This is a genomic window from Streptomyces sp. M41, assembly GCF_043673425.1.
GTDB lineage: Bacteria > Actinomycetota > Actinomycetes > Streptomycetales > Streptomycetaceae > Streptomyces.
Genome location: NZ_JBIMKE010000028.1, coordinates 89,666 through 105,980, shown reverse-complemented (window position 1 = coordinate 105,980; position 16,315 = coordinate 89,666). Strand labels below are relative to the sequence as shown.

Sequence of the window (16,315 nt, the reverse complement as noted above, 5' to 3'; positions counted from 1 at the left end):
GATCGACAGGGGGAGAAAGTCATGCCAACTCCGGAGGCCGGGCGCCCCATTGCGGGGCCACCAAGAAGGTAATGGGGTGAGCACCCGTAGCGGGTGAGGCTCAGGGGGTGGATCGGTGGTGCGCTGAAGGTCCGAGGAGCTGAGGGGCTGCGGATGAGCAGCGAAGCCTGGACCGGCGTGGCGGTGGCGGGTGTCATCGCCGCGTATGCGCTGGGCTCCCGTCGGCTGGCGTCGACGCCGGTGTCGTCGGCGATGGTGTTCACCGGGTGCGGGGTGCTTCTGGGGCCCGCCGTGCTCGATGTCGTCGATCTGGAGCGTAACGCCGGGCAGCTCCTCACGTTGCTCGAAGCCGCCCTCGCCCTGGTCCTGTTCACCGACGCCATGACCGTGCGCCGACGGGACCTGCGATCCGGCGGCTTCCTGCCGGGCCGGCTGCTCGGCATCGGACTGCTGCTGAGTATCGGGGCCGGCTGGCTGCTGGCCTGGCCCCTGCTGCCCGGACTGACCGTCTGGGAGCTCGCACTGGTCGGTGCGGTCCTCGCTCCGACGGACGCGGCCCTCGGCAAGACCGCCATGACCAGTCCACGGGTTCCGCCGCTCGTACGGCAGGGACTCAACGTGGAGAGCGGCCTGAACGACGGCATGGTGCTGCCGTTCTTCGTCCTCTTCCTGGCCGGCATTCCCGGCACGTCCGCCGCTGAGGAAGGGAACGCGGGCGTCTTCTGGCGGGCGCTCGTCCTGAGCACGGTGCTGGGTCTGCTGGTCGGAGCGGTCGGTGGCCGGCTGCTGGGGGCGGCGCGGGCGCGGGGGTGGGTCACTCGGGAGTGGGCACAGCTCTACCCCCTGGCCGTCGCCACGGCGTCGTACGGCTCGGGCGTCGTGGTGGGGGGCAGCGGCTTCATCGCCGCCTGGGTCGCCGGGTTCGCGTTCGGTTTCGCTCTGCGCCGCTTCGGGGCCACGGGTGCGGCCACCGCTCCGCAGGCGGGGCCCGAACGTACCGCGGACTTCGCCGAGCACCTCGGCGGGCTGCTGGCCTCGGTCAGCCTGCTGATCTTCGGGGCCGTGCTGCTGGGGCCGACGCTGGAGCACCTGAGCTGGCGGATCGTGGGCTACTCGGTGCTCAGCCTCACCGTCGTGCGGATGCTGCCGGTGGCTGTCGCGCTCGTCGGCAGCGGGCTCCGGGCGCCCACCGTGGCGTACATCGGATGGTTCGGGCCACGGGGGCTGGCGTCCATCGTGCTGGGGCTGCTCGTCGTGGAGGAGCATGTTCACGGGGTGGGCCTGATGGGCAGGGTGGTCGCGGTCACCGTCGGCATGAGCGTCCTCCTGCACGGCGTCTCGGCCATCGCCCTCGCCGACCGGTACGGCCGCTGGTACGAGGAGGCCGCGGCCACGGGACGGAAGCTGCGCGAGACGGCGCCCGTCCCCGAGGCCGGCCGGCCGCGGCGTACCACCACGCGGTGACGTCGAACGACGACCGGCGCGAGCCCGGCGTGCCGCCGCGCCGGGAGCGGTGTCACCCGCAACGGGTGAGGCAGGGCGAGGGTGAGGTAGGGCGAGTCGTGCGTGGCCACGGTGGGAAGGCAGCCACCCGCGCATCGGCGGCGGCGACTCCGGGCCGGAGCCGGAAGTCGTGTGCCGTGTCCTGCTCCTCCCTGACGCCCTGATCATGGTTGTTTGGAGGCATGATCAGCAAGGTTCGTGCCCGTGTCCTGCCGGCTTCTCAGCGCCGCCCGCTGCACGAACTGACCCAGGATCTGATCTTGTCCTCCGGGGACACCACGTCCAAGCGTTCGGCCTTCTGGACGATGCTGACGCTGGCGTCGATCATCGCGGCCGGCGGAGTGCTCACGGACTCGACGGCGACCGTGATCGGCGCCATGATCATCGCTCCGCTCTCCACACCGATCATGGGCATCGCCCTCGGGTCGGTGCAGCGCCGCCGCACCGGATCGGCCATGGTCGTCCTCCTCGCCTGCCTGTTGGTGATCGTGATCGGGATGGTCATGTCGGTGGCTCTGCCCAAGAACTACGACCTGCTGTCCAACAGCCAGATCTCTTCGCGGACGTCGCCGGGCCTGATGGACCTGATCGCCGCCCTGGCGACCGGCTTGGCCGGCGCCGTCGCGCTGGCCCGCCGGGACGTCGCCGCCGTGCTGCCCGGAGTCGCGATCGCCATCTCCCTCGTCCCGCCCCTGGTGGTGGCGGGGGTGTGCCTGGGCAAGCTGTCGGGGTGGCCGGCGCTGGGCGCGCTGGCTCTGTTCGTGTCGAACCTCTTCGCCCTGGTCTTCGCGGGCATGGTGGTCTTCGCCTCGCTCGGCTACGGCACGGAGGCCGACAGGACGGCCGGGCGCCCCGCCCGCTCGGCGTATGCCGCGATGGCCCTGCTCTTCGTCGTCGTGCTCGTTCCGCTGACGGCCAACACGGTCGCCACGTTGCTGCTCAACGCGTGGACCGGCCGAACCAAGGAGGCGGCGGAACAGTGGCTCGCCGACGAGCCGGACGCGTCCGTCACGAGTGTCGACGCGAATTCCCGGACGATGTACGTCCACGTTCGTACTCCTGGAGAGCTCCCGCCGGTGCAGTCCCTCCTCGACCGGCTCGAGGGACGGATCCCGGACGGCATCCCCGTCGTGGTGGATGCCTCGCGTGGGTGGCGCATCGACGCCGGAAAGGTCGGCGGCTGAGCGTCGCCTTCGCTTCTCGTCCGGCCGCTTCCTGTCCGTCCGCTTCCTGTCCGGCCGCTCTCTGTCCGTCCGCTTCCTGTCCGTCCGCTTCCTGTCCGGCCGCTCTCTGTCCGTCCGCTTCCTGTCCGTCCGCTCTCTGTCCGTCCGCTTCCTGTCCAGCCCCTTCTCGTCCCCAGAAGCAGGTGTCAGCGTGCGGTGGCTTCCGCGTGCGGTGGCTTCAGCCGGCTGCCGCTTCACCGTGTGCATCGGCGGGCGGCGCGGAGGGAGCGTCCAGGAATTCACGGATCGCGAAGCCCACCAGCGTGATCACCGCGGTCCACACCACGACCGCCGTCGTCGGGTAGTCCCAGGTGAACAGGACGACGGCCGCGATCAGCAGGATGGCCGCGCCGATCCAGCGCTTGAACCGATGGACGAACCGCCCGACCGCACCGAGACGAAGTCCCGCCGACGTCGCCACGTCGCGCAGACCGCCGATGCCTCTCTGGCAGCCGGTGCGCGTGAGTACGGCGATCCGGGACGGACCGGCGAGGAAGGCGCCGGCGGCGGTGAAGAGGGCGACCGCGGCGAGCGCCCGCACGCCGGCCCGCAGGAACTTGACCAGCGCGTCGTACACCGAGCCCGCGGCGGCCTGGGACGCGCCCGGCGGCAGATGGTCGAGGTAGACGTCACGGGCGACGGTGAGGCCGATGCCGAGGACCAGCATGGCGACGAAGACGGCCAGTGCGGCCCCGATCAACGCGTGCCGGCGGTTGAAGGCCACGTACACCGCGGCAGCCGCGACCAGCAGGGTGATGACGGGCATCCAGCCGCCGAGGATCTCCAGCACTCTCACGTACGTCTTGATCTTGCCGATGTCCTCCGACGCGAACACCACGAAGTTTGTGTGCACGGCCGGGATCTTCGCGGCGACCGAGAGACCGGCCTCGACCAATCGGTCCTTGACGTCGGCGACGATCGGCCCCAGGTCGATGACGACCTGGTTGTTCTCCAGCTTCACCGTGCTGTCGGACTGGCCGGTCAGGGCCTTGTCCAACGCGGAGTGCGCCCGGCGGTTGGCGTCGACCCACACCGTCTCGAACGCACTGCCGGCGACCACCCGCGTCACCGTGCTGCTGACCAGCTGCTCGAGCCCGCTCTCGATCGGGCCGTCCAGGTCGCCCAGCAACTCGGTCACCCTCGGCGGGACGCCCCGCTGCGCAGCCGCGTCGGTCAGCTCCTTGACCAGTGCGTCCACGTCGATCTGCGCCAGCACGGCGGTGGTGACCCGGTTGGTGACCGCCTTCTGCACATCGGGGTCGCTCGCAAGCGGCCCGACGGTGTCGACGTAGCGGTCCGTGTCCTGCACGATGCTGTTCGCCCACACCGCGACGACGGACAGCAGCGACAGCAGCGCGGCGAGGAGGATCAGCAGGACCGAGCCGAGGGAGCGGAACGGGTGGTGACGCCCCGTCCGGGGCGGCCCGGCACTCTCCAGGGCGTGCACCCGTCGGCGCAGCTCATCCAACTCGCCCCGCTCCGGGCCGGAGAGCTGTTCGTCACCGCTGTCGCTCATGAACACCAGCAGAGCGGTGCGCAGCGCAACACGCGATCTGGGCGAACCCAGCCGGGTGACCGGCCTGCCTACGTGCGACGGACGAATTCGACGAGCACGCAGGCCCGCTTCAGCGGACCACCACCGTCAGCGTCTTCGTCACCGAGAACCTCCTGCTCTCGGCCGACACGGGGCGGTCGTGGTACCCGCAGCGGTAGCAGCCGAAGAGCTCGATCGTGGTCGTGCCCTTCGCTCGGGCGATGAAGCCGTACCAGTCCTGGCGGGCGGCGGCCGGGTCGCCGGCCACGTACGGTCGCTCGGACTCCAGCCCGGCCACCGTGCCGTCCGGCTGCCGGACGATCCTCCAGGTGTAGCCCGGCTGGTTGGAGTAGCGGTTGGCGATCGAGAACTGCCGGCCGGGCGCCACGGTGACCGTGCCCTCGAAGTCGTCGGCGAGACGGTGGGACCCCTCCGGCTGGGGCAGGTCGCTGTATCCCGCTTCGGGGTCCGACAGCACCACATTGCCCTGGATGTTGTCCTTGACCTCGATCGGGTACGTCATCGTGCGGTCGCCGTCCCTCTCGCGCAGCACGACGCGTGCCGAGCCGGTCTTCAGCGCCCGGAACTTGAAGTAACGCGTGCCCTCTACGGTCTTCTCGCCCTTGGCACGCAGCACGCCGCCCGACTCACCGGTGTCGGCGATCTCCCAGTCCGCGGCGTCGCCGCCCGGGCGGACGTGAAGGGAGAAGTCGTGCCCCGTCAGCACGGAGGTCTCCACCGACTGGGAGGCGACATCGATCTCCCCGTCCGGGCCGCGCGGCACGTTGTACAGCGGCTCCGGGAGCGCGCAGCACACCTCGTCGTCGGCGGACACGGCCTCGTAGCCGACGAAACCGAGCCCGCCCAGGAGCAGCGCGCCCGCGCCGCCGGTGACGCCCCAGAAGGTCTTCGTCCTGCGCCTCGACATCCCGCGCACCCAATCCCCGTATTCGTCGTGCTCTTCGACATCCCGGAAAGCCCGGAAGCCCGGCAAGGTTAGTCGATCACCCTCAACGCAGTCGCAATGCAAGGGCGTTGACCCGCCCGGGCGTCGCCAGCAGAATGAGCGCGCGTATTGAGAGCGCTCTCAAAAAGGTCGACGCGGCGTCGCCACGGCGTCGACACGGATCGAGATCCAGCGTGTGCCAAGGTCCGCATCGTCCGAGGGAGACCCATGACCGGCACGACCAGCATGACCAGCACCACCGATACGACCGGCACGACCGGCACGACCGACAGACGGAACCCGGCGCCCAGCCGCCGCACCCTCATCGGTGCCGGCCTCGGCTCCGCACTGCTCTCCGCGACCGGGATGGGCATGGGTGCGGGCGTGGCCCATGCCGGGACGCGTACCGTGCCCTCCGGCGCACCCCACGACACCCGCCGCACCGCCCTGTCCCCCTCCCCCTCCTCCTCCCCCTTCCCCTCCGCACCCCGCCGCGGCCAAGCCTTCCTCGCCGCCGCCATGGAGGCTTATCCCGACCGCGGCCCCGTCCGCCTCGCCCAGAGCTACACCGACCAGGCCGGCCTGTTCAGCACCGCCTTCACCTACGACAACGGCCTCGCGATCCTCGCCCTTCTCGCCACCCGGACCAGCGACGGGCGCAGCAGGGCCGTCTCGCTCGGTGACGCGCTGCTGTACGCCCAACGGCACGACCCCGTCCACGACGACGGCCGGTTGCGGCAGGCCTACAACGTGGGGCCTTACACCTTCTACGACGGCTCCCGGCAGCCGGACGGGTTCGTGCGGGCCGACGGCACCGCCAATGTGGGGACGCAGTTCGGGTTCACGGGCACCGCCGTCGGTGACATGGCCTGGGCCGGGATCGCGCTCGGTGCGCTTGCCGGGCGGACGGGGGAGCGGCGGTTCCTCGTCGGCGCCGTGCGGATCGGGGAGTGGATCGAGCGCAACGGCCGTACCGACGAGCCGCTCGGCGGGTACAAGTTCGGCGTCGACGGGACCGGCGCGAAGCTGCCCTTCACCTCCACCGAGCACAACACCGACCTCGTCTGCCTGTTCGGGCGGCTCGCCCGGCTCACCGGGGACCGGGTGTGGCTGGAGCGGCGGGCTCGCGCCCGTGCCTTCGTCGAGAGGATGTGGGAGGCGGACGGCGGGTTCTTCTACACCGGGACCAATGACGGGGTGACCGTCAACACCTCACCGATTCCCGAGGACACCCAGACCTGGACGTATCTCGCCCTCGACTCCCGCGCCCGCACCCGGTCGCTGGACTGGGCCGCGCGCGAGCTGGCCGTCCTCGACCACGCCGGCCGGCGCAACAGCACGGTGCCGGCGGGGCAGTCGTACGAAGGTGTCACCTTCAGCTCGGCCGCTCTCCTCGCGAACGAGGACGCCCCGATCGCCGACGGCCGGCCCAAGCCCGACCGCAACGGCGTGTGGTTCGAGGGGACCGCCCATCTCGCGCTCTGTCTGCGCCGGCGCAACCGGCGTGGTGACGCCGCCCGCGCCCGGCGGTTGATCGACTCCGTCGAGCGGGCGCAGGACCGGCTCGGCGGCGCCCAGACCATGGGCGGGCGCGCTCTCCCCGAGCGAGCCGGGGTAGTGGCGGCGAGCAGCCCGCTCGACACCGGTTTCGGGTTCGGGTACTACCCGTACCGGCATGTGGGAGCGACGGCCTGGTACCTGATGGCCGCGGCACGCCACAACCCTCTGCGCGTCTGAACCGCCCGCCCCCACCGGCCGCATGCCCCCCACCGGCCGCACGCCCCCCGCTCCCCACCGGCCGCACGCGCATGCCCGCCCGTCGGCGTGCGGGATCCGCGGAAGCCGATGCACTGGAAGGGAAGGAGCCCCTCGGTACGCCGGGCAGGAGATGGGGAGATGGTCCGTCGTCATGAGTGATCCCGCCACCCCGCTCGCGAAGAAGAGCGGCATCAAGCCCGGCCATCGGGTGCGGCTTCGCCACGGGCCCGCCCGGTGGGACATCCCCGGCCTGCCGGACGGGTGTGACGTGGCGGCGGGCCGCCCGCGGGGCGCGGACGTCGTCGTCGCGTTCTACCGGGCGTACGGCGATGTCCTCGCCGAGGGTCCCGGGCTGGTCGGCGAGCTCGCCGACGACGCCATGCTGTGGATCGCCTGGCCCCGACGGGCCGCCGGTCATGCCGGCGACATCACGGAGAGCGGGCTCCGGGAACTGTTCCTTCCCCTCGGTGTCGTCGATGTGAAGGTCGCGGCGCTGGGGGAGGACTGGTCGGGCCTGAAGTTCGTACGGCGCAAGGCGAACCAGCGGGGCTGAGCGGCCGACTCACCCTATAGATCCGCGTACTTGAGACGTCCTCACCGTGAACGACTAGCATCCGCCGGTAGTTGCAGCCGGGACGAAGTGAGGCAAGGCATGGCGGAACCGAGGATCGCCGTCGCCGTGGTGACCATGGGCAACCGTCCGGACGAGGTGGACGCGCTGCTCCGCTCCGTGGCCGAGCAGGATCTCGCCCCCGCCCGGATCGTCGTCGTCGGCAACGGCTGCCCGCTGCCCGAGTTCGCCGAACGGCTGGGCCTGCCCGGCGAGGTCACGGCGATCGAGCAGGAGGAGAACCTGGGCTGCCCGGGCGGGCGGAACGTCGCCCTCGCCCGGCTCCGGGAGTTCGGGGACGTCGACGTCGTGGTGGAACTCGACGACGACGGCCTCCTCGTCGACGCCGACGTACTGCGCCGTGTACGCGACCTGTACGCCGCTGACGACCGGCTCGGCATCGTCGGGTTCCGCATCGCCGACGAGCACGGCGAGACACAGCAGCGGCATGTGCCGAGGGTCGGCAGGTCTGATCCGCTGCGGGGCGGGTACGTCACCGGCTTCCTCGGCGGCGGGCACGCGCTGCGCATGACGATGCTCGCCGAGACCGGGGACTGGCCCGCGGAGTTCTTCTTCGCCCACGAGGAGACGGATCTGGCCTGGCGGGCCGCGGATGCCGGCTGGCGGATCCTCTACGCCCCCGAACTCCTCCTCCGGCATCCCAAGACCTCACCCGCCCGGCACGCCATCTACTACCGGGTCAACGCCCGCAACCGGGTCTGGCTGACCCGCCGGCGACTGCCGCTCGCGCTCATCCCCGTGCACCTCGGCGTGTGGGTGCTCCTCACCCTCGTACGGAACCGCTCGTCGTCGGCCGGACTGCGTGCCTGGTTCGGAGGGTTCCTGGAGGGGCTTCGGGAGCCGGCCGGTGAGCGGCGGCCCATGCGATGGCGCACGGTGTGGCGGCTGTGCCGGCTGGGCCGACCGCCGGTCATCTGACCGAGCCGGGCGGGGGACGGGGCCCGGGAACGGGTCACGGGGCAGGGGCCCGGGAACAGATCACGGGGCAGGGACCGGGAACGGGTCACGGGGCAGGGGCGCGGGAGGTTGGCCGCGGAGGAAGGGGACGCGGGCCCCGGTCGTTCACCTCCGCCGACCGGGACCCACATGCGTCCCCGGACCCGGCCGCGGCGGCGACACTCCCCCGAGTTACGCGTTCTACGCGCGCACCGTCGGGCCAGATCCGATGCAGTGATCACATCAGGCGGCACCAACGGATCGCTAACATATGGCCAACGGTGTTCCGCTTCGGCTGCGTTCAGTTGGCGCGAAGTCGACGCACGGTACCGGAAGACCGCCCGTACGGGAACGGTTTCCGCCCGATGAGCATCATGATGAGGTGGCGGGAAACCGTCGGACAAGGGGCGGATCTGCGCCACGTACGGTGTTCTCGTCGTGCGCGGTCGTACAAGGTCGCATGGGAAGGCAGTGGGCGGCGTGAAGCGGTGCGGGCTGCGGTTCGGACTGCTGGGACCGCCGGTTCTCTATGAGGTGCGGGCGGGGACGGCCGTCGACTCCGTCGACTCCGTCGGCGTGCCCGACTGCGCGGTCCGGAGCATCAGCAGCCCCAAGGTGCGGGCCCTGCTCGCCGCGCTGCTGCTCGAAGGCGGCCGGGTCGTGTCCGTGGAGTCCCTCATGGACGTGCTGTGGGGCGGGGCGCCGCCCGCGTCCGCGCGTGCCTCGCTGCACAACCACGTGGCCCGGCTGCGGCGGCTGCTGGACGACCCCGACCGGCTGCGGGCGGTGCCGCCCGGCTACATGCTGCGCGTCGACGACGGTGAGCTGGACGTCGATGTCTTCGTCAGCCGCGTCGCCGCGGCCCGGGTCGCGCACGCCGCACGGGACTGGGAGCGCACGGTCGGCGAGTGCACCGCGGCTCTCGCGCTGTGGCGGGGTGCGCCGCTGTCCGGCCTGCCCGCCGAGGTGGGCGGCTACGCGCTGGTCCAGCGGCTGGCGGAGGCGCGGCTGCTGCTCCTGGAGTGGCGTTTCGACGCGGAGCTGAGCGTGGGTGGGCCGCGACTGGACGCCCTGGTACCGGAGTTGGCGGAGCTGGCCGCCGAGTACCCCCTGCGTGAGTCCTTCCACCGCCAGCTGATGCTCGCCCTGCACCGCACCGGCCGCCGTGCGGAGGCCCTGGCCGTCCACCGCGATCTGCGCACCCGCCTGATCGAGGAACTCGGTGTGGAGCCGGGTGCGGGGGTGCGGGAGGCGCATGTGGCGGTGCTGCGAGGCGCGGGGGGCGGCGAACGCGCCGGGGAGCGCGGGTCGCGGGGAGCTGCTGAGGGAGAGGTCGGCCGCGCCTCGCGGAGGGTGCGGGAGTACGCGGCCGACCGTGAGCCGAGGGGGGCGGCACTGCGGTCGGCAGGGCGGGTGGGCGGCGCCGGGGGCGGTGCCGTCCGCGGTGGCGCATGGCGTGACGAGGACGGAGTTGCTGGGAGCGGTGCCGTCTCGCCCGAGGACTTCGAGCGCCACGGCGCGGCGAGCGCCGAGGCCGTGCGCGGGGACGACGCCGCTGTGCGACCTGTGCCCTCGCCTGCCCTCCGAGGCGCGGAATCGTCGGCGTCCTCGCCGTCCCGGGAGTCCAGCGACATGGCCGCGCCTGCCGCTTCGACGGACGGTGGCGTGGAGGGGACGGCGGCACAGGCACCGGGGTCCCGCCGAGGTGCGGAGGCGCCCGCTGCCTCGGCGTCCCCCGGCCCACCTCGCCCTGCCCAACTGCCGCCACCTCCCGCCTACTTCACCGGCCGTACCACCACCCTGCACGCCCTGCGCCGCACCCTCGCCCCCGCACCCGCCCCCACCCTCACTCCCACCCCCCGCCCCTCCACCGCGATAGCCGTGCTCAGCGGCATGGCCGGTGTCGGCAAAAGCGCCCTCGCCCTGCATGCCGCCCACGATCTGGCGAATCGTTTCCCCGACGGCCAGCTCTATGTCAACCTGCACGGCGCCACCCCCGGCATGCCCCCGCTCACCCCTGGCCAGGCACTCACCGCCCTCCTCCGCGACCTCGGCGCCGACCCGCGCTCGATCCCCGAACACCCCGACGCCGCCGCGGCACTGCTGCGCTCGCTGCTCGCCCCGACCCGCACGCTCATGGTCCTGGACGACGCCGCGAACGCCGCCCAGGTACGGCCGCTGCTCCCGGCCGGCCCGGGCTGTGCCGTGATCGTCACGAGCCGCTCCCCGCTCACGGCATTGGACGGCGCCCGCCGTTTCCCCCTCACACCCCTGTCGGCCGAGGACAGCGCGGCGCTCCTGCGCGCCGCCTCCGGTCGCGACGGCCTACAGGACGGCCGCAACGGGCATGCGGGCGGGGCCGCCCACGGCATCGACGGCGTTCACCCCCTCGTCCGGCTCACCGGCGGCCTCCCGCTCGCCCTCCGCGTCGTCGCCGCTCGACTGGCCGCCCGCAGCGCCCTCACCCCGGAGACGCTCGCCCGGCAACTCACCGCCACCGAGAGCAGGTTGCACCACCTGGAGTACGACGACCTCAGTGTCCGCCGCTCCCTCGCGGTCGCCCACGACGCCCTCGCCGCCTCGGACCGCGAGGTCGACCAGGACGCCGCCGTCGCCTTCCGCCGCATCGGCGCGCTCGACCTGCCCGCGTACGGTGTCCCTTTGCTGGCCACCCTCACCGGCACCGACGAGCGCCGAGCCGAGGCGGCGCTCGACCGTCTCGTCGACGTGGCCCTCCTGGAGGAGACGGCATACGGCCGCTACGCCCCGCACGACCTGGTCCGCGACTTCGCCCGTGAACTCTCCGAAAGCGAGGGGGACTTCACCGGCACCGCACTGCGCTGGTACGCCGCCGTGGCCGAGCGCACCCTGACGGCCATCGTCGAGCCCGGCCTCGACCAGGACGACCGCCGCCGTCCGACCTCCACCCAGTCACCGGACCACGCCGCGGCCGTCGCCGCCGTACCCCCCTTCGGCAGCCCTGAGTCCGCCTTCGCCTGGGGCGACTTGGAGCTGGAGAACGTAGTCGCGCTGGCGAAGCGACACGGCGCCGAGCCCGAAGCGGAAGCCGCCACCGGAGCCGAGTCCGAAGCGAAAGTCGCCACCGGAGCCGTGGCCGAGGACTACCTCACCGCCCCCCACCTCACCACCCTCATCCGCCTCTTCTTCCCCTACCTCCAACGCAGCGGCCGTGTGGCCGAGATGGAGACGTTGGGCCGGGCCGCCCTCCGGCTCTCCCGTCGGCTGGGCGACGAGGCGGCCGAGGCCTACGCGCTGGGTGACCTCGCCGGTCTGCACTTCCTGACCGGACGCCAGTCCGAGGCGCTCAGCCTCAACGACCGGGCGCTGACGATCTGGCGGCGGCTCGGCGTGGTCTCCTGGATGCGCCGCTGCCTGAACAACCGGGGCCTGCTGCTCCAAGGGCTCGGGCGTCACGCCGAGTCCGGTCAGGCGCTGCGCCGGAGCCTGGAGTACTCACGACAGCTGAACGACCCGTTCGGCGAGGCCGTGACCTACAGCCATCTCGGCAACCTGTACGAGCACACCGACCCCCGGGCCGCCATCGAGCAGCACCGCCGCTCGCTCACCATCGGGGACGAGATCGGCCATGTCATCGTGCAGCACTCCGCCCATTGCAACATCGGCTACGCCCATCTCACCCTCGGCGAACCGGCCGAAGCGGCCACGCACTTCGAGGAGAGTCTGCGCATCCTCGGCGGCCACGGTGACTGGCACGGGGAGTCCCAGACCCGCCTCGGCCTGGTCCGCGCCCTGCGCCTGCTGGGGGAGCACGCTCGCGCCGCCCAGGAGTGCGCCGAGCTCCTGGCCCGTGCCGACGCCCGTGCCGACCGCTTCATGGGCGGCCTGGCCCGTCATCAGCACGGCATGCTGCTCGGCGAGGACGGCCGTGTGCAGGAGGCTCGCGACGCGTGGCGCACCGCCCTCGAAGCGCTGGACGGTACGGACGAGAAGGAGGTCGTCCAGGAGCTGAGGCGGTTGCTGGACGTGGTCGACGCGGGTTGATCACTTCGCGTCGGCGTAGCACTCCACCACCGCCGTCGTGAACGGAAACCGCACCGGCGTCCGTCCGAACGTCAGCTGCCCGGCCAGCTCGGCCGCCTCGCGGATCGCCGTCACGATCGTCTCGGCCTCCTCCTCGGGGCAGTGCACGATCACCTCGTCGTGCTGGAAGAACACGAGTTCCGCAGCCATGTCCGCGCAGGTCCGACGCAGCGCCGCGAGCAGCAGCAGCGTCCAGTCCGCGGCGCTGCCCTGGACGACGAAATTGCGGGCGAAGCGGCCCCGGGCACGGGCATTGGTGGAGGCATGGCCGCGCCCCCACTCCTGGGGCCCGCCGCCTGCCGCCGCTTCGTCCGGTGCGTCCGCCATGGGGATCCCGGCCTCCTCGGCGGCGTCCTCCGTCGCCCGCGCCGCCGGCGGGCAGGTCCGCCCCAGCCAGGTCCGTACGAGCCGCCCCTCCTCACCGGCCCGCGCCGCCTCGTCGACGTATGCCACCGCCTTGGGGAAGCGGCGTCTGAGCGCGGCGAGGTTCTTGAGTCCGTCGCCGGACGTCTGCCCGTAGACCGCACCCAGCACGGCGATCTTGGCCTGGTCGCGGTCGCCGGAGAAGGCACGGTCGGAGACGGACTGGTAGAGGTCGGTCTCCCGGCCTGCCACCTCCATCAACCCGGGGTCACGGGAGATGGCCGCCAGCACCCGGGGCTCCATCTGGTCGGCGTCGGCCACGACCAGCCGCCAGCCGGGGTCGGCGACCACGGCACGCCGGATGACCTTGGGGATCTGCAACCCGCCCCCGCCGTTGGTCACCCACCGCCCGGTGACCGTCCCGCCCGCGAGGAACTCCGGTCTGAACCGGCCGTCCCGCACCCAGTCCTGGAGCCACGACCAGCCGTGCGCCACCCAGATGCGGTACAGCTTCTTGTATTCGATCAGCGGCTTCACCGCCGGATGGGCGAGGGACTCGAGCTCCCAGCGACGGGTCGATCCGACCTTGATGCCGGCCTGTGCGAAAGCCTTGATCACATCGGCCGGAAGATCGGGCCGCACCCGGCGCCCGAACGCGGCCGACACCTCGTCCGCCAGCTCGGCCAGCCGTCGCGGCTCGCCGCCGCCGGCATACCGCTCGCCGAGCAGTTCGTGCAGCACCTGGCGGTGCACCTGGGCGCTCCACGGCAGCCCCGCCCGGTTCATCTCGGCGGCGACCAGCATGCCCGCCGACTCCGCTGCCGTGAGCAGCCGCATCCGCTCGGGGTGCGCGCTCTTGTCGTGTCGGCGCTGCTGCTCGGCGTACACCTCGACCAGGTCGGCGAGGGGCAGATGGACCGACTGCGGTTCGAAGAGGGAGGACTGGGAGCCGGGCTCGGCCGAACGCTGGGGCGGATCGGGCGGTACCGGGGTGCCGCGCAGGCGGGCGAGGGCGGCGGCGGCCGACCGCGGTTCGCCGTAGCGCCCCTCGTGGCCGAGGAGGAGGGTCTCGGCGTCCTCGATGTCGTAGCACCGCTCCACCCGCACCCCCGCGGCGAGCAGGCGTGGATAGACCTCGGCCGTGGACCGCCACACCCAGCGCGCGACCTCGGGCCGCAGCCGCACGGCCTCGGCCAGGTCGGCCTCCCGCCGCACGGGTCCGGCGAGCAGCCCGTCCGCACCGAGGGGGGCGATCTCCACGCCACCGTCCTCGGCCGGAGCCAGTGCCCACCGGTCGGTCATGCCGCGAGTGTGGCACCCGGGTCTGACAACGCCTTCAGCCCTGCGCCCCGCCCTCCTCGCCGGCCGCCTCCTGTGCGGTCCGCTCCCCGCTCTCGAGGAACCGGGCGAGCGCCTCGACGACGTACTCCTCCACCGCCTCCTTGGTGAGTCCGAGGCCGGACAGGACGCCCTCGCCGTGCTCGAACTCCAGCAGGGCCAGCAGGATGTGCTCGGTGCCGATGTAGTTGTGGCCCAGGCGCAGGGCTTCGCGGAAGGTGAGTTCCAGGGCCTTCTTGGCGGCGGAGCCGTAGGGGATGAGCTCGGGGACCTCGTCGGAGGCGGGCGGGAGTGCCGCGGTGGCCGCCTGGCGTACGGAGTCCAGCAGCAGGCCCTGGGCCGTGATCGCCTTGGCGGCCAGGCCGTCCGGCTCGGCGAGCAGGCCGAGGACCAGGTGCTCGGGGCGGCCCTCGGGGTTGCGGGCGGCGACGGCCTCGTTGTGGGCGGCCATCACCGCGCTGCGGGCACGCGGCGTGTAGCGGCCGAAGCCCTGCTGGGGGTCGAGGTCGATCGACTCCTTCGGCACGAACCGCTTCTGGGCGGCCTGCCGGGTGACTCCCATGCTCTTGCCGATGTCGGTCCAGGAGGCGCCCGACCGCCGGGCCTGGTCCACGAAGTGACCGATCAGATGGTCGGCCACTTCACCGAGGTGATCGGCGGCGATCACCGCGTCCTGAAGCTGTTCGAGGGGCTCGTCGTGGACCTTCTTGATGGCCGCGATGAGTTCGTCGAGCCGTACGGATGACGTGATGCTCGGGTTCGTCGACATGTGTCAACCGTAGGTTGACAGTCCGCCCTGCGTCAACCCGCGGTTGACGCAGGGCGGTGTGCCCGTCGTGAGCACGCGCGCACGCCAGGCGACGCCCCGAGCCATGACCCCACAACCCATCTACGATCCCCAGGTGAGCACGCCCAGCACCGTCGACCGCGCCTTCGAGGCCGCCCTCTACGACACCGACCACACCTCCCTCGACACCGGCGCCTCCCTCCTCGCCGCCGATGCCGGGGCGGACACCGAACTCGCCCGGCGCGGCGGGGAGTTCCTCGCGGCGGCCTGGCGGCGGGGCTGGCAGCCGGCTGACGTGGTCCGGCTCGTGCGGCGCGACCTGGACGACGTACACGTACGTCTGCTCGCGGCGCTGATCCGCGAGCAGCAGCCGCACGACCGCCCCCGCGGTCGCCGCTGGAACGCCCAGCTGGACGACCTGCCCGCCCAGGACGCGCCCCGCACCGACCGCTTCACCCACGCGACCGCCGTCCTGGAGCTGTACCGCCTGCTGCTGCGGCTGCCCGCGCTGGAGCCCCTGGACGACCCGGCCGAGCCGCCCACCCGGCACTCCGGCCCGGAGTCCCGCATGCTCACCCGCATCCGCGCGCTGCTGGCGAAGGCGGAGGCGACCGGGTTCCCGCAGGAGGCGGAGGCGCTCACGGCGAAGGCGCAGGAGCTGATGGCCCGGCACAGCATCGACGAGGCGCTGCTCGCGGCCCGCGATCACATACGCAAGGACGCCCCCGGCGCCTGCCGGATCGGCGTGGAGCCGCCGTACGAGCAGGCGAAGGCGGTCCTGCTGGACGCGGTGGCGACAGCCAACCACTGCCGTGCCGTGTGGAACGAACCGTTCGGCTTCTCCACCGTCGTCGGCTTCGAGGCCGATCTGGAGGTGGTCGAACTCCTCTACACCTCGCTCCTGGTGCAGGCGCAGACCGCGATGGCCAAGGCGGAGGCGGCCCAACGGGCCGGCGGTCGCAGGCGGACCAAGACCTTCCGGCAGTCGTTCCTGGCGGCGTACGCCCATCGCGTCGGAACCCATCTGGCCACCGCGGCGCGCACTCCGGTGACCCGCGATCTGCTCCCGGTCCTCGCCTCCCGCGAGGTGGCAGTCACCGACCGCGTGGACCGCATGTTCCCGGAGACGACCACCACCCGGCTGCGCGGTGTCAGCGACGAGGCGGGCTGGGTCGAGGGCTCCGAGGCGGCCGACCGGGCCCAGGTGAACCCTCGCCGGCCGCTGAGCTGAACC

At 72.4% G+C, this 16,315-nt stretch carries 11 protein-coding genes; 7 read left to right on the top strand and 4 right to left on the bottom strand.

Going from position 1 to position 16,315, the window contains the following annotated elements:
• The first annotated feature begins 153 nt into the window (after positions 1 to 153).
• Positions 154 to 1,464 (top strand): cation:proton antiporter, encoded by a 1,311-nt coding sequence (locus ACHBTE_RS28345; RefSeq protein ID WP_394727098.1) that lies wholly within the window; start codon positions 154 to 156, stop codon positions 1,462 to 1,464.
• Between the two features lie 221 nt (positions 1,465 to 1,685).
• The gene (locus ACHBTE_RS28340; RefSeq protein ID WP_394727096.1) at positions 1,686 to 2,687 is read left to right on the top strand and encodes a TIGR00341 family protein; all 1,002 of its coding nucleotides are present in this window, start codon (positions 1,686 to 1,688) and stop codon (positions 2,685 to 2,687) included.
• Positions 2,688 to 2,904: 217 nt separating this feature from the next.
• Here ACHBTE_RS28340 and ACHBTE_RS28335 read toward each other — a convergent pair whose 3' ends face one another.
• A complete protein-coding gene (locus ACHBTE_RS28335) occupies positions 2,905 to 4,173 on the bottom strand; it encodes a hypothetical protein (RefSeq protein ID WP_394727122.1) in 1,269 nt (422 codons plus the stop codon).
• A gap of 178 nt (positions 4,174 to 4,351) precedes the next feature.
• Entirely contained in the window at positions 4,352 to 5,188 is an 837-nt protein-coding gene (locus ACHBTE_RS28330; RefSeq protein WP_394727094.1) for a hypothetical protein, read from the bottom strand.
• Positions 5,189 to 5,452: 264 nt separating this feature from the next.
• Here ACHBTE_RS28330 and ACHBTE_RS28325 point away from each other — a divergent pair, with 264 nt between their 5' ends.
• The 4 genes from ACHBTE_RS28325 (at position 5,453) to ACHBTE_RS28310 (ending at position 12,554) form a co-directional block, all read left to right on the top strand.
• Positions 5,453 to 6,943: a Tat pathway signal sequence domain protein gene (locus ACHBTE_RS28325; RefSeq protein ID WP_394727120.1), complete on the top strand. Its 1,491-nt coding sequence runs from the start codon at positions 5,453 to 5,455 to the stop codon at positions 6,941 to 6,943.
• A gap of 172 nt (positions 6,944 to 7,115) precedes the next feature.
• Positions 7,116 to 7,517, top strand: a complete 402-nt coding sequence (locus ACHBTE_RS28320; RefSeq protein ID WP_394727092.1) for a DUF3052 domain-containing protein — start codon at positions 7,116 to 7,118, stop codon at positions 7,515 to 7,517.
• 99 nt (positions 7,518 to 7,616) lie between these two features.
• Positions 7,617 to 8,513, top strand: coding sequence for a glycosyltransferase family 2 protein (locus tag ACHBTE_RS28315; protein ID WP_394727090.1), 897 nt, complete (start codon positions 7,617 to 7,619; stop codon positions 8,511 to 8,513).
• 498 nt (positions 8,514 to 9,011) lie between these two features.
• Positions 9,012 to 12,554, top strand: a complete 3,543-nt coding sequence (locus ACHBTE_RS28310; RefSeq protein ID WP_394727088.1) for a BTAD domain-containing putative transcriptional regulator — start codon at positions 9,012 to 9,014, stop codon at positions 12,552 to 12,554.
• Here the strand turns inward: ACHBTE_RS28310 and ACHBTE_RS28305 are convergent, their stop codons facing one another.
• Positions 12,555 to 14,258 carry a bifunctional 3'-5' exonuclease/DNA polymerase gene (locus ACHBTE_RS28305; RefSeq protein ID WP_394727086.1) on the bottom strand — a complete coding sequence of 568 codons (1,704 nt, stop codon included), beginning with the start codon at positions 14,256 to 14,258 and terminating at the stop codon, positions 12,555 to 12,557. It abuts the gene before it with no gap.
• 34 nt (positions 14,259 to 14,292) lie between these two features.
• A complete protein-coding gene (locus tag ACHBTE_RS28300) occupies positions 14,293 to 15,063 on the bottom strand; it encodes a Clp protease N-terminal domain-containing protein (RefSeq protein WP_394727084.1) in 771 nt (256 codons plus the stop codon).
• A 103-nt stretch (positions 15,064 to 15,166) separates the two neighbouring features.
• Between ACHBTE_RS28300 and ACHBTE_RS28295 the strand changes: the two genes are divergently transcribed.
• The gene (locus tag ACHBTE_RS28295; RefSeq protein WP_394727082.1) at positions 15,167 to 16,312 is read left to right on the top strand and encodes a DUF2786 domain-containing protein; all 1,146 of its coding nucleotides are present in this window, start codon (positions 15,167 to 15,169) and stop codon (positions 16,310 to 16,312) included.
• Positions 16,313 to 16,315 lie beyond the last annotated feature (3 nt).